This window comes from Serratia sp. EC4 (assembly GCF_059652115.1).
In genome coordinates, this window is sequence record NZ_JBNIDE010000011.1 from 45,298 (window position 1) to 58,638 (window position 13,341).

12 protein-coding genes are annotated in these 13,341 nt (G+C 58.9%); 3 read left to right on the forward strand and 9 right to left on the reverse strand.

All coding sequences use genetic code 11. The annotated features are described in order from the left end of the window. Window positions 1–86: 86 nt before the first annotated feature. Window positions 87–1,100 carry a glycosyltransferase family 9 protein gene (locus ACP39K_RS22145; RefSeq protein ID WP_115116369.1) on the forward strand — a complete coding sequence of 338 codons (1,014 nt, stop codon included), beginning with the start codon at window positions 87–89 and terminating at the stop codon, window positions 1,098–1,100. 44 nt (window positions 1,101–1,144) lie between these two features. Here the strand turns inward: ACP39K_RS22145 and ACP39K_RS22150 are convergent, their stop codons facing one another. Genes ACP39K_RS22150 through rfaQ form a run of 3 tightly spaced genes read right to left on the reverse strand, consistent with a single transcriptional unit; the run spans window position 1,145 to window position 4,451 of the window. After that, window positions 1,145–2,245: a glycosyltransferase gene (locus tag ACP39K_RS22150; RefSeq protein ID WP_033639128.1), complete on the reverse strand. Its 1,101-nt coding sequence runs from the start codon at window positions 2,243–2,245 to the stop codon at window positions 1,145–1,147. A 2-nt stretch (window positions 2,246–2,247) separates the two neighbouring features. Then, the gene (locus tag ACP39K_RS22155; RefSeq protein WP_016929688.1) at window positions 2,248–3,375 is read right to left on the reverse strand and encodes a glycosyltransferase family 4 protein; all 1,128 of its coding nucleotides are present in this window, start codon (window positions 3,373–3,375) and stop codon (window positions 2,248–2,250) included. Next, a complete protein-coding gene (rfaQ, locus tag ACP39K_RS22160) occupies window positions 3,372–4,451 on the reverse strand; it encodes a putative lipopolysaccharide heptosyltransferase III (protein WP_147882246.1) in 1,080 nt (359 codons plus the stop codon). The genes ACP39K_RS22155 and rfaQ overlap by 4 nt, the downstream gene beginning before the upstream one ends. Window positions 4,452–4,664: 213 nt before the next feature. Between rfaQ and ACP39K_RS22165 the strand changes: the two genes are divergently transcribed. Both ACP39K_RS22165 and ACP39K_RS22170 read left to right on the forward strand, forming a co-directional pair. Then, window positions 4,665–5,621, forward strand: coding sequence for a polysaccharide deacetylase family protein (locus tag ACP39K_RS22165; protein WP_033639130.1), 957 nt, complete (start codon window positions 4,665–4,667; stop codon window positions 5,619–5,621). Between the two features lie 8 nt (window positions 5,622–5,629). Continuing rightward, window positions 5,630–6,724: a glycosyltransferase family 9 protein gene (locus ACP39K_RS22170; protein WP_025304689.1), complete on the forward strand. Its 1,095-nt coding sequence runs from the start codon at window positions 5,630–5,632 to the stop codon at window positions 6,722–6,724. 36 nt (window positions 6,725–6,760) lie between these two features. Here the strand turns inward: ACP39K_RS22170 and ACP39K_RS22175 are convergent, their stop codons facing one another. From ACP39K_RS22175 to rfaD, 6 genes are read right to left on the reverse strand one after another with little or no spacing between them, the layout of a single operon-like run. Then, on the reverse strand, window positions 6,761–7,738 hold the full coding sequence (locus tag ACP39K_RS22175) for a glycosyltransferase (RefSeq protein ID WP_060445397.1): 978 nt from the start codon (window positions 7,736–7,738) through the stop codon (window positions 6,761–6,763). Further along, window positions 7,735–8,976 (reverse strand): O-antigen ligase family protein, encoded by a 1,242-nt coding sequence (locus ACP39K_RS22180; protein WP_048796315.1) that lies wholly within the window; start codon window positions 8,974–8,976, stop codon window positions 7,735–7,737. Before ACP39K_RS22180 ends, ACP39K_RS22175 begins: the two co-directional genes overlap by 4 nt. Window positions 8,977–9,004: 28 nt before the next feature. Continuing rightward, the gene (locus ACP39K_RS22185; protein ID WP_497008836.1) at window positions 9,005–10,171 is read right to left on the reverse strand and encodes a glycosyltransferase; all 1,167 of its coding nucleotides are present in this window, start codon (window positions 10,169–10,171) and stop codon (window positions 9,005–9,007) included. Further along, the gene (gene rfaC / locus ACP39K_RS22190; RefSeq protein ID WP_089185129.1) at window positions 10,168–11,133 is read right to left on the reverse strand and encodes a lipopolysaccharide heptosyltransferase RfaC; all 966 of its coding nucleotides are present in this window, start codon (window positions 11,131–11,133) and stop codon (window positions 10,168–10,170) included. The genes ACP39K_RS22185 and rfaC overlap by 4 nt, the downstream gene beginning before the upstream one ends. A gap of 2 nt (window positions 11,134–11,135) precedes the next feature. Next, window positions 11,136–12,182 (reverse strand): ADP-heptose--LPS heptosyltransferase RfaF, encoded by a 1,047-nt coding sequence (rfaF, locus tag ACP39K_RS22195; protein ID WP_016929695.1) that lies wholly within the window; start codon window positions 12,180–12,182, stop codon window positions 11,136–11,138. A gap of 22 nt (window positions 12,183–12,204) precedes the next feature. Then, window positions 12,205–13,134: an ADP-glyceromanno-heptose 6-epimerase gene (gene rfaD, locus ACP39K_RS22200; protein ID WP_016929696.1), complete on the reverse strand. Its 930-nt coding sequence runs from the start codon at window positions 13,132–13,134 to the stop codon at window positions 12,205–12,207. Window positions 13,135–13,341: the final 207 nt, after the last annotated feature.

Genomic DNA, 13,341 nt, shown 5'->3' on the forward strand with positions numbered 1-13,341 from the left:
CATAACTGGAAGGGAAAGGCGCTAATTTGGTAACCTTGGGTGTCAGTTTCAGACAACCGGCGAGCGATTTCGCCGATAGGCTCGGAATGAAGAATATTTTAATTATTCGCCGCGACAACATCGGCGATCTTGTTTGCACCACGCCTCTGATTGAAGGGGTGAAAATTGCCTATCCAGACGCAAAAGTTTATCTGCTGATCAATAAAGTCAGCCAGGACGTTGTTAAAAACAACCCTCATCTCGAGAAAGTCTTTGTCTATAAAAAGGCCAAGCACAAGGCGAAACATGAAACGACGTTGGGCGTTTATTTCGAACGTCTGATGATCTTCCTGAAGCTGCGCAAAATAAAGTTCGATGCGGTCATTCTGGCCAACCCGGTGCCATGCAAATACAGCCTGCGTTTAGCGAAAATGGCCGGCGCCACCCATATCATCGGCGCCGATCTGGGCACGAAAGATATTCAACGCCCGTTCCGCAAGGACGATTTCCGTGGCCTCCATCAGGTCGAACACACCTACAGCTATTTATCGGCGATCACCGATCAATCCATTCCGATCCCGCCGGTGCGGGTATTCCTGACGTCTGAAGAGCGGCAATTGGCGGCGCAGCGGCTGCAGGAACGTCTGCCGTCGGTCGAACGGGTATGCGCCGTGCATATCAGCAGCCGCAGCCCGAAAAGACGCTGGCCGGTTGAACGCTATGCCGAAATCATCAACCATCTGACCGCCGATCCCCACACCGGCGTGCTGATCTTTTGGTCGCCGCAGGGCACGCTGGCGCCGGACGACGTCGGCGATCAGCAGCGCGCCGAACAGCTGCTGGCGCTGTGCCAAAACGAACGCGTCGCGCTTTATCCGACGGCGTCGGTGCGCGAGCTGTTGGGCGGGTTTGATTTATGCGACCGGGTGCTGTGCAGCGACGGTGGGCAGATGCATCTTGCCGCTGCGTTGAATAAGGACATGGTGGTGTTCTTTGGCGATACCGATAAAACGTCCTGGCATCCATGGACCGGCCGTCATCATATTTTGCAGAGCGAGTCGGGGCACTGTGAAGATGTTTCTGTCGATGAGGTTTGGCAGAAAATGCAGGCGCTCAACTAACGAAGAAAATAAGGCAGGCATCCCCTGCCTTATTTATTTTTTTATTATTTTTCTTTCAGCTCAATATATTGATGGCAAATAGGCTCAAGCCCGTAGCTCAGCAATTGCTGTTGATTTATCTGTGGCGGGTTGGCGTAAATTTCCGCCATTTTTTCTGCCAGCGACGCTTCGTTTAATTCCGCCAACGCGTTAGCCATGCCGGCTTTTTCCAGAATTTCCGCAGGGCCGCCCGGACAGCGGGTGCTGACCACCGGCGTGTCGCACAACAGCGATTCTACCAGCACATTGCCAAACCCTTCGCTATCGGAGCTGAGCACCAACAGCGAGGCATGGCGGATAAACGGATAGGGATTGGTCTGGAAACCGAGGAACAGCACGCGCTCTGCGATGCCCAAGTCTGCCGCCAGACGCTTGACCTCGGCGACGCGAGCGTCATCCCCGGTGCCGATCAAGGCCAGCGGCGCCTGAATGCCGGAGAGCGCATAGGCTTTCAGCAGGCGGTCATGCCGCTTGGTGGCGTGAAAGCGGCCGACGTGCACCAGATAGTCCTGGCCGGCCAGTTCGCAAGGCGCCGCCGCCTGTTGCCGGATGGCGTCGATGTCGAACGGATTGTTGATGACCGCCAGGCGGCGCGGGCGGATCGGCAAGTTCCGCTGCAGATCGTCGCCGACCGCCTGTGAAACGGCGACGATATTTCTCCCCTGGTAAACGTTGGCGATTTTGCGTTGCTTCAGCCAGCGATCCAGACCCTTGCGGTGGCCGAGGTAGGAGGTGGAGAGGATGCCGTGAATGCAGAACCACAGACGGTCCGAAGCCAGCCGCTTGCTGCGGCTGACGATGCGATCGGTTTTATGCAGGTTGGAGAACACCAGATCGAACGCGCCGCGTTGGCGCTCGTGTTCGGCTATCGCGCGATCCAGCGCGGCGGCGCGGCGCGGCAGCTCGGTCAGCTTGCGCCAGGGGGCACGGCTGCGATCGGCTACCACCTGATAATCAATGCCTGACGGGATAGGGTAATTGCAGACGTCGCGCAGCGAGATCAGACTGACGTCATGTCCCTGTTGCTGCATGCCCTGACACAGGGTCAGCACCACTTTTTCCGCGCCGCCGCCCGGCAGACCATCGATGATCATCAGAATACGCATAGCTAATCCAGTAACCGGTTATAGAGGGAAATGAGCTGTTCGGACAGATGCGCCGGCGTAGCCGTCATAATGCGCAATCTCGCCGCTTCGCCCATGGATGAACCCAGCGCCTGGCGCGGCAGTGCCCGAATAGCCTCCGTGATGGCCGGTACATCGAGCGCGTCGGTCACGAAGCCGTTCTGGCCTGGGGTGATAAACTCGGCGCCGCCGCAGGTGGTGCTGGTGATAACCGGCAGGCCGCATGACATGGCTTCCAGAATCACATTCGGGAATGGATCGTACAGCGTCGGCAGCAGCAGCGCGTCCGCGGCCTGATAGAATGGCAGGGTCTGCTTCTGCACGCCCATAAAGTGAATGCGATCGCCGCAGCCCAGCGACTGCGCCAGCGCCCGATAGCGTTTTTCGGCTTTGTCTTTACCGACCACCAGGAGGTGGCTGTCGGTAGCCGCCACGGCGCGGATGGCGGCGGCCAGCCCTTTGCGCTCAAAGCCGGAGCCGACGAAGATCAGGCAGTGCGCCTGTTGCGGGATCTGATATTGCTCGCGCAGACGTTGACGCTGGGCCTCGTCGGCGGGCGGGAATTTTTGATTGTCGATGGCGTTATAGATCACCGTGATCTTGTCGGCGGGCACGCCAAAGTCGGCGATGATTTCCTGCTTGATCATCTCGGCGTTGCAGATGACGGCTTTCAGCTCGGGCGCGGCGTACATGGCGCGTTCGGCGCACATCACATAGCGGTGATAGCGATTGGAGAACAGCCACTTGCGGCGCCACTCGGGCAGCAGCCGCGCGCGTTGCAGCAGCCAGCGGCGGTGTACGCCGTCGCCGGCGCGATAGATGTCACAGCCGGGAATGCGCTCGTGGCTTTGCACCAGATCGAAGCGCTCTTTCTGCCACAGCGCTCTGGCCGCCACGGCGAAGCCCCGTTCGCGGCTGATGCGGCCGAGCTTTAATGGATTGCACAGGTGGATATGCCAGTTGGGATTGGCGTCACCCTGCCATTCGCGAGTGATGACGTTCAGATCGAGATCCTGTTGCTCCAGCGCTTCCAGGGCGCGGGAAACGAAACGTTCGGCTCCGCCGTCCGGGCGGTATTTTTGGCGAACGATCGCCAAACGAAATGCTTTCATGCCAGCGTGCTCCGCGCGGCTGCAATCACCGCGTCTGTAGGAATAAGGTCGAGATACCGTTCGTCGGTGCCGGTATCGATGGCGTCCGGATCGGGCAGTTCGCCGAAGTCGCCGGCCCAGATCACGGCGCCGGTAGCTTGCCACGGCCGCCAGAAAGTCAGCTTGGAAGGGCCGAACAGCGCCACGCACGGCGTTTGCAGCGCGGCGGCCATGTGCATAGGCACTGAATCCACGCCGATAAACAATTTGGCGTGGTCGATCAGGGCGGCCAGTTGGCGCAGCGTCAGCTGGCCGGCCAACGAGATTACTCCCTGCGGCGGGCAGAGCGCCAAAATGCGCTCGACCATGGCTTTTTCTCTGGCGTCGGGGCCGGAGGTGATCACCAACTGGTGTCCGTCGGCCTGTAAGGCGGTGAGGGTGGCGGCCATTTTCTCTTCGCTCCAGCATTTGAAGAACCAGCGCGAGGTGGGCTGCACCACAATATAACCGCCGGCGACGCCCTGTTTCTGCAACCGTTGCTCACAGGTTTGCCAATCCTGCGGATCGTAACTCATGGTCACATGTTCATTGAGCGCGGGCAGGTTCAGCGGCGCCAGCAGCGAAAGATTCTGTTCGACGGTATGCAGGTGGGCGTGATTGTCGACCGGCACCAGCTGCGTATGGCAATGGCGCCACAGGAAGCCGCGTCGTTTGGGGAAATCGAAGCCCAAACGGATGCGCGCGCCGGTCAGGCGCGTGATGATGGCGCTGCGCCACTGATCGGCCAGGTTGACCACCAGATCGTAGCGCTGCGCCTTCAGGCGGCGTAGCAGCGCCAGTTCGTGCCCCAGATGCGCGCGGACGCCCTGTTTCTTCCATTGGCGGTCGATGGCGAACAGCGTCGACAGTTCCGGGTTACTGACCAGCATCTCCTGCGTTTCCTGATACAGCAGCACATCGATCTGCGCCTGCGGGTAGCTTTGCCGCAGGCTGCTGATGACCGGCGTGACCAGCAGCATATCGCCGTGATGGCGCAGTTTTATGATCAAAATACGCTGTACGGATGGGGCGGAAGTTAGTGCTGGCGCGTCGTTCATCGTGAGTCGCTTTCTGGGAAACCAATCTTTGATTCTAAATGACCCGATCGCATGTGGCTACTGTTGCACGGTTTTCTTGCCGGGCCGCAAAAAAATCGCCGAGCCGGGGACGAATGCGCTTCAACGTTGTCCAAACCAGGCAGCAAAGTCGTTTGCCCTGGCGAAACGGCCTGCGTAACATAGTGCATTCTGTTGATATCAGGCTCGATATTCATGACTAAACCGGCGTTTCTCATCACCATTGATACCGAAGGCGATAATCTGTGGCAAAACCACGATCGCATCGCGACCGAAAACACGCGTTTCTTGCCGCGCTTTCAGGCGCTGTGCGAGAAATACGCCTTCAAACCGGTTTATCTCACCAACTATGAAATGGCGATGGACCCGGCTTACGTCGAGTTCGCACGCGACGTGATCGCCCGCGACGCCGGCGAGGTCGGCATGCACCTGCACGCCTGGAACAGCCCGCCGTTGACGCCGCTGACCGACGATGACTGGCGCCACAAGCCTTATTTGATCGAGTATCCCGCCGATCAGATCCGCGCCAAGGTCGATCACATGACCAAGCTGCTGGAAGATGCCTTCCAGACCAAAATGCTTAGCCATCGCGCCGGTCGTTGGGCGTTCAACGAATACTATGCCTCACTGCTGCTGGAATACGGCTATCAGGTGGACTGTTCGGTGACGCCGCGGGTCAACTGGCAGTTTTCGCCGGGTAACCCGCAGGGCAACGGCGGTACCGATTACAGCCGGTTCCCGTCGCAGGCCTATTTCATCGATCCGCAGAACATCGCCAAGCCGGGCGCTTCGGCGCTGCTGGAAGTGCCGATGAGCATCCAGTACAAGCATTCGGCGCTGATGAATGCGTTCAAGCAGGGCTATGATCGGCTGCGCGGCAAGCGGCGTTCGCCGTCCGTCAACTGGCTGCGGCCGAGTGGCGGCAACGTGGCCAAGATGATCAGCGTGGCTGAGGCATCGCTGGCGCAGGGGCATGACTACGTTGAATTCATGCTGCACTCCTCCGAATTTATGCCGGGCGGCAGCCCGACGTTCAAAACCGAGCAGGATATCGAAGGGCTGTACCGCGATCTGGAGCAGCTGTTTGACTGGCTGCAGCAGCGCACGGTGGGCATGACGCTGGCCGAGTATTATCAACTTAAAGCGAACTAAGCACGCACATGTCGAAGAAATGGAAAATCAAGGTTGCCGACTGGTTCTTGCGGCGCTATACGGCGAAATACGGCCGTTTTCAGGACAAGGCGACGTTCGACGGCGCCCAGCAGTTTGACAATATCGTCATCTATTCCACCACGGCGTTGGGCGACTTCATGTTCAACACGCCGGCGTTGAGGGCGATGCGGGAACGCTACCCCAACGCGCACATCACGCTGGTGGTGCACAAGAAAAACCGCGAGCTGGTGGAAAACGGCCGCTATTACGATCGCGTGGTGTATTGGGACAGCAAGATCAAGACGATACGCCCGTTGCTGAAATCGCTGCGCGAACATCAGCCGGATTTGGCGCTGATCCTGCACTCCCATCTGCCTTATGACATCATCAGCGCCGTACTGGCCGGGGCGAAGTACATTATCCGCGATAACTACAGCTCGGGCATTTGCGGGCTGGAGCCTTGGTTGACCAACTATGTCTTCCATTATTACGGCCACTTCGTGCGCCGCAAGCTGGAGCTGATTTCCATTTTAGGTTGCCGCAGCGACGATCCGACGATGGAAATTCCCGTGGATTATCAGCGCGGCGTCAAAAGCAGCGACCACCCCACCATCGGGTTTCAATTGGGGGCATCGACGGAGTCGCGTTGCTGGCCGGTTTCACACTATGCGCGGCTGGCCGATGAGCTGGTGGCGAAGCACCCCAATGTACGCATCGTGCTGATTGGCGCACCGTTTGATGACGGCAAGGCCAAACAGTTTATGAGCCTGATCGGCCCGCAAACGCAGGCCTGCGTGGATAACCAGATCGGCAAAACGGGGCTGCAAGGCTTGCTGACGTTGCTCGACAGTTTCCATGTTCTGGTCACCGGCGACACCGGGCCGCTGCATCTGGCGGTGGCGTTGAAGGTGAAAACCATCAGCCTGTTCGTGACCGCCGATTCACGCTCCACCGGGCCGATTCAGGATCCTGAACTGCACCGCATCATTCAGGTGTCGCGTACCGGCTATACGATGCCGCTGGAGGCGGAAAGCCCGATGGGGGTTATTCAACCGCAGCGGATTTATGACGAACTGGTCGCGCACGTGCCTTTAGCGCGCTAAAGGTGCGGCGACGCATCGGCCGCGAGGCCGATGCGGTTAGCGCGGCCTGCGCCCGCGCAGCTTAGAAAGCAAGGTATCCACTCGCGCATAGCGCATCTGACGGACTTTTTTGCCCGGCACGTCGCTGTTGCGGCAGACAGCGGCGGCGCGGCGCAGAATGCGCAGCGTTGCCGGCGCGTAATGATAATACCCGTACACCGCCTTCGACATGCTTTTCACCTCGGAAAAGCAGTTGGCCAGCATCAGGGCGGCCAACCGGCGCAGCGGCTCATCCCCAGGATGTTGCGCCACAAAGCGCAGCATTTTCTCCATAGCGAACAACAGATCGTCAATATCTTTGGGTTTGATATTGCGGGTGATGCCCTGGTTGTTATCCCGATAGAAGTAGAGTTCGCACTCAAGATGGGCGATACGGCGAGTTTTGAAATACTGAAAAGGCGTGAAAATCACGTCTTCATAGCGCCTGCCGTCTTCGAACGCTTCCCCTGCCAGCAGCGTGCGTTTATATACCCGGCTCCAGAGATGCCACATTGAGCGCGCGAACAGCGGTTGCAGGCAGCTCAGCCCCAACGATGAAAAGTCGTAGGCTACGGGCTGCGTCGCGCGGTTCTCGGATTTCGGCGGTTGTTCGGTGAACTTCTGATAATTAAAATCGATCAGGTCATACTCACCGGCGATCAGCAGGGGATGCAGGATCGCCAGATAGTCGTCGCTTAGCAGATCGTCGCCGTCGAGAAAGGTAACGTAGCGCCCGGTGGCTTGCTGCAGGCCGACATTGCGGGCGTGCGCAATACCGCCGTTGGCCTGAGAAATAAAAGCCACCTGCGGATGCTGCCGCTGCGCCAGATACCGGCTGACCAGCGCCCCCGACGCATCGGTAGAGCCATCGTCGATGATCACCACCTCAATATCATCAGAAATCTGCGTAAATAACGAATCCAGCGCAGCGATGACGAACGCTTCGTTATTATAAAACGGCACGATAACGCTGAGCAGCGGTGGCTGAATGTTCACGCGGCCTGCTCCTGTGCGGAAGGCTGTCTCGCCACGGAGAGCACCCCAGCGATCAGCGCCAGACAGAACATGGCGGTGCCTTCCGTGCTGAAGAAGATGACGTCGCTCAGCCCGTAAACGAACAGGCTGGCGCTCACGCTCAGCAACAGCGCGTTGCGCTGCGGCCGGAACGAAGAGAAGAACAGGCAGACATAGAGCGCCAGCAGCAGCAGTACGCCCCAGACGCCCTTGAGCGAGTAGGTTTCCAGCAGCTCGTTGTGCAGGTGGACGTTGATATAGGGCATAACGCCAGACAGGCGAGGTTGCTGTGCGACCATCGCACGGATCTCTTCGCCGCGCTGTTCGGCGGATTGGCCCCAGGGGGCTTGTGAGCCGGTACGCCATGCCAGCGTTTGCATCGACAGCCGTGAAATGATCGAGTTTTCAGTCTGTGGCTGATCCATCAGACGCATATCGGTCTCAAAGGCCTGAATGCGTTCTTCTATCTGCGGTTTAAACACCAGGCCGCAGGCTACGAGCAGCAGCGGTACCGAGGCCATCAACGCGAGTTTGTGTTTTCTGGAAACCAGTTGCTTGGTGGCCAGCAGCGACAGACAAATCGCCACCGGGTAGACCAGCATCGCCGCGCGGGTGCCGGTGAGCACCAGCGCAGAGAAGGACAGCAGGAATGCCGCAATGTACAACAACAGACGGTAGCGGGTGCGCAGCATCAGGATGGCTTGCATCATGACCAGATCGATGGCGGTCATCAGGTAGGCGGCGACCGTGGCGCGATCGAAGTTGAGCTCTACGCGCGGGATATCCAGACGCAGCCCTTGATAGAGGGAATAACCGTTGATCGCCAGACCGGTGACGAGAGCCACAACGATCAACAGGCGCTGCACGCACAACCGTTCATTGAGCGCAATCAGCAAGATGAAAGCGGTCGCGAGCTGCAGTTTGCCGGTCGACATATAAGAGCGATAAATATTGATGTAGTCACCCGGCTGTTTGAAGTGATGCATCCAGAGGATGGTTCCCATGCCTACGCTGAACATCAACGCGGGCAGCAGCAGATTTCTAACGTTGCTGAAGTAGTAGCGCGGGTATAGGCAAACGGCGATAAAGGCGATGTAGCTGGAAACGTAAAACAGATTGCGTCCGGTGGCGGAACCGAAAGGGATGGTGCAAAAAGCGATGGCGCACCCCAGATAGATCAGATAGCTGAAGGCAGGGTGCGGCGTTCTGTATTTTAGCATCGGGCGTGTTTTCCGGCTCACGTTTCAATTAAGCGATAAAGGATCGCAGCGTGTCGTCGAATTCAACTTTGAACTGAGCATAGTTGAAATGTTCCGCAGGATAGCGCTGCGCATTTCGGCTCAGAGTCTGGTAGGCTTCTCGCTCCAGCAATTTCTCAACGGCATCCGCACAGTCGATATGCGACAGCAGCTTGGGCGCCACCAGGCTATCGGTCAACGGATCGTAGACCTCATGCGGGAAGTCGACCTCGATATCGGTGAGCTGCCGGTGCTGTTCGATGGTGACCGACGGCGTCAGGCCAATGCCGCAGACCTCGTCTTTCACCGCTTCCGGCTGGCCGTCGACCTGCGGGAAGATGACCGGCACGCCGAAATAGAGCGATTCCATGCAGGACAAGCCGAACGGCTCGGTGATCGGCGTGCTCATGTAGATGTGCGTGCGATTGAAGAAGCCGGCGACGTCATCCTGATAACCGCTGAAAGTGACGCGATCGCCGAGCTGAAGCCGATCCGCCAGCGCCTCGAACGCCACGCGATCCGGCCCTTTGCCGGCCACTTCCAGCGTGACGTCATGCCCGCGCCGCAGCAGTTCCTGCATCATCAATAATGAAACGCTGATGCCTTTCAGGCTGACCAGGCGTGAGGCCGTGCCGATCCTGACCGGCTGCGACAGCGTTTTCGGCGCGGCGTCGATCCCCGCCGGCGTCTTGATGCGGTTGATCACCACGTGATTGGGGCAAGGCAGATTAAAGCGCAGCTCCATCACCCGCTTCGACGCGTGTGAGGCGGAAATGACGCCGTCCAGCATGGCGAAGAAACGCAGCGTCTTTTTATTCTTGGGGTAACGCCAGGAGCAGCCGTGATCGTAGTAAACCAGCTTGCCGCGCTTGGGTTTGGCCGCCAGCCCCGGCACCAGGTCCCAGACGATCACCACGTCGGCGTTGGCCCGCTCGATTTTCCACTTCAGCAAAAATTTGCGCAGGAACTGCGGGCAGCGCAGCGGCAGCGCATTGATCAGGCGGTTGGCGAAGGTGACGGGCTGATGCGCAGGCAACTGGCGGCGGATCTCTTCGCCAATGTCGCCGCTGATGCACAGGACCTGGTTGCTGCCGTCGGTGGTATCGTTGATGTACTGCAGAAACAGGCGCTCGACGCCGCCCATTTTACCCAGGTTGATAATATGCAGTTTTTTCATGCTATAACCTTTTGCAACGCCTGCCATGCCGTATCGGCGTCAATTGTCGCCATGCTTTTTTCCGGCGAAATCAGCGAGTGCTGATTTTGCCCGTAGCCGCCGATCAGACCGGGATCGGTCGGCCCGAACAGCGTGATGTTCGGTTTGTCGAGCGCGGCGGTCAAATGGCTGAGTCCGGTGTCGACCGAGACCACGCCCCTGGCGCCGGCCAGCACCTCGGCCACCTGCTGCAGGCTGAGCTTCGGCAGCACTTCGACATGTGAAAAACCTTCCGCCAAGCGCAGCGCGCGCTGATGTTCATGCTCTGCGCCCCACGGCAGTTTGATCTTCAGCCCGCTGTCCGCCGTCAGTGAGATCAGCTCACGCCAGTTTTGCTCCGGCCAATGCTTATCGTCACGGGTTGTCGCGTGCAAAAACACCAAATACTGCCCGGCATCGGCCGGCGGGCGGCTGAGAAAGCGTGCGGCGATGGCGTAATCGCCGTAGCTGCCTGGCTTGTCGTAGCCAAGGCTTTTGGCGAACAGTTCGCGCGTGCGCTCCACCGCGTGCTGCTGCTTGTCTATCTCATGGCGCACATTGTAGAACCAGCTGGCGAACGGTTCGCGCGCGCTCTTGCAGTCCGGGCCATGTTTGTCGCCTTTGGCGATGCGCGTGATTAGCGCGGCGCTTTTGATCAGGCCCTGCGCGTCGATCACCACGTCGTAACGGCGTTCTTGCAGCGCGCGTTTGAAGTCGCAGCGCTGTTGCCGAGTGTCGTTGCCGAACCAATTTTTTCGCCAGCGGCGAATGGCCACCGGGATCACGCGATCTACCGCCGGGTGCCAGGTGGGGATTTGGCTGAAGCCTTCTTCCACCACCCAGTCGAAGCGGATATCGGGAATGGCCTGCAGCGCGTCGGTCAGGGCGGGCAGTGTATGCAGCACGTCCCCCATCGAGGAGGTTTTTACAATTAACACCTGCATGATTATTCCTCGCTGGCGACAAGTAACGGCGTCAGCGCGTCCAACACTTGCTGCGGCTGAATATCGATCAAACTTTGGTGGTATCCCTGCTCGGCATCGCCCTTACGCACCTTGTGGTAGCCGCTGATCAGACGAATGACCCGCGCCTTGTCGGAAAGCGGCGGCGTGAAGTCAGGGCTGCTTGGGCCGTACAAGGCTATCAGCGGTTTGTTCAACGCTGCGGCAACGTGCATTAAACCGGAGTCGTTGCTGACCACCGCCCGGCAGGCTGCGATCAGGATAACTGCTTGCTCCAGCTGGGTTTTTCCGGCTAGGTTAAGGCAGAAATCGCGGGCGTCTTCCTGCAGCGCGGCGCGGATCTGTTCGCCGGCCTCATGGTCTTTCGCCGAACCGAACAGCGCGATTTGATAGCCGCTCTCGATCAGCCGTTGTGCCAGCGCCGCGTAGTGATAGTGCGGCCAGCGCTTGGCGGGGCCGAATTCTGCGCCCGGGCAGAAGCCGACGATCGGGCGGCTGTCGGTCAGGTTGAAGGCCGCGGTGGTGTCGGCGATCTCTTCGTCGCTCACCTGCAGCCGCGGCCACAGCAGCGGCTGCGGCAGATCGTCGGCGCGCTGAATGCGCCCTTTGTCATAGGCCAGCGCCACATAGCGTTGCACCATCAGCGGGAAGGCGGCCTTGTCGAGCACGCGGACATCGTTCAGCAGGCCGTAACGCATTTCGCCCCGCCAACCGGTGCGCTGCGGGATATCGGCGAAGAAGGGCACCAGCGCGGATTTGAACGAGTTGGGCAGAACGTAAGCGCGATCGTAACGGTTGGCGCGCAGAGCGCGCCCCAGGCGGCGGCGCTCGCCGAGCCCCAGCGCGCCGTGGCCCAGCGGCATCGCCAGCGCCTGATTGACTTCCGGCATGCGCGCCAGCAACGGGCGGCACCAGGCCGGCGCCATCACATCGATCTCCGCCGACGGGTATTCGGCCTTCAGGGTGCGATAGAGACTTTGCGACATCATCATGTCGCCAACCCAAGAAGGGCCGATAACCAGTATTTTCATACCCAGCGTTAATTCCTTCAGCTTATGCGGTGCGGTTCAACCAGGCCATGTACTCTTTCACGCCTTCGGCGACCGTTTTGAACGGTGCGTCGTAGCCGGCGGCGCGCAGCTTGGTCAGATCGGCCTGGGTGTACGCCTGATAGCGGCCTTTCAGCTTCTCCGGGAACTCGATGTATTCCACAGCGCCTTTCTGGTGGAAGTCCACCACCGCGTCGGCTACCGCCTGGAAGGTTTCCGCTCGGCCGGTGCCGCAGTTGAAGATGCCGGATTTGCCGGTTTCCCAGAACCACAGGTTAACCGCCGCCACGTCGCCGACGTAGATGAAGTCACGCTTGAAGTTTTCGCTGCCGGCGAACAGTTTCGGGTTTTCGCCGCGGTTGATCTGGGTATTCAGGTGGAAGGCGACGCTGGCCATGCTGCCTTTGTGGCCTTCGCGCGGGCCATAAACGTTGAAGTAGCGGAAGCCGCAGATCTGCGAGTCCGCTTCCGGCAGGATCTCGCGCACGTACTGATCGAACAGGAATTTGGAGTAGCCGTACACGTTGAGCGGCGCTTCATACTCACGCTCTTCGATGAACTCTTCGCGGCCGCCGTAAGTGGCGGCGGAGGAGGCATACAAGAACGGGATTTCGCGATCCAGGCAGTAGTGCAGCAGGTCTTTGGAGTACTGATAGTTATTGTCCATCATGTACTTGCCGTCCCACTCGGTGGTCGCGGAGCAGGCGCCTTCGTGGAACACCGCTTCGATATCGCCCAGATCGTCGCCGGCCACGATGCTGGCGATAAAGTCTTCTTTATCGATATAGTCGGCGATGTCCAGATCAACCAGGTTGACGAACTTGGTGCCGTCTTTCAGGTTATCCACCACCAGGATATCGCGATATCCCTTGTCGTTCAGTGCCTTAATGATGTTGCTGCCGATCATGCCGGCGCCGCCTGTGACGATAATCATTGGGTTACCCCTGCTAAGCTGCCTGGCGGGGCACAATGCCCCACGCTCAATGGCGGTTATAATAGCATTTCATGCCGCGGCAAACAGCGGAAGGGCTCCGAATATCCCGCATTGCCATTGAAGTCCGCCGTTTGCCGTGATATCTGCTGCAATTTTAATATTCTCTCCCGCGCATTCTCGTCAGTTTGGTTACAAATCAGTAAAATA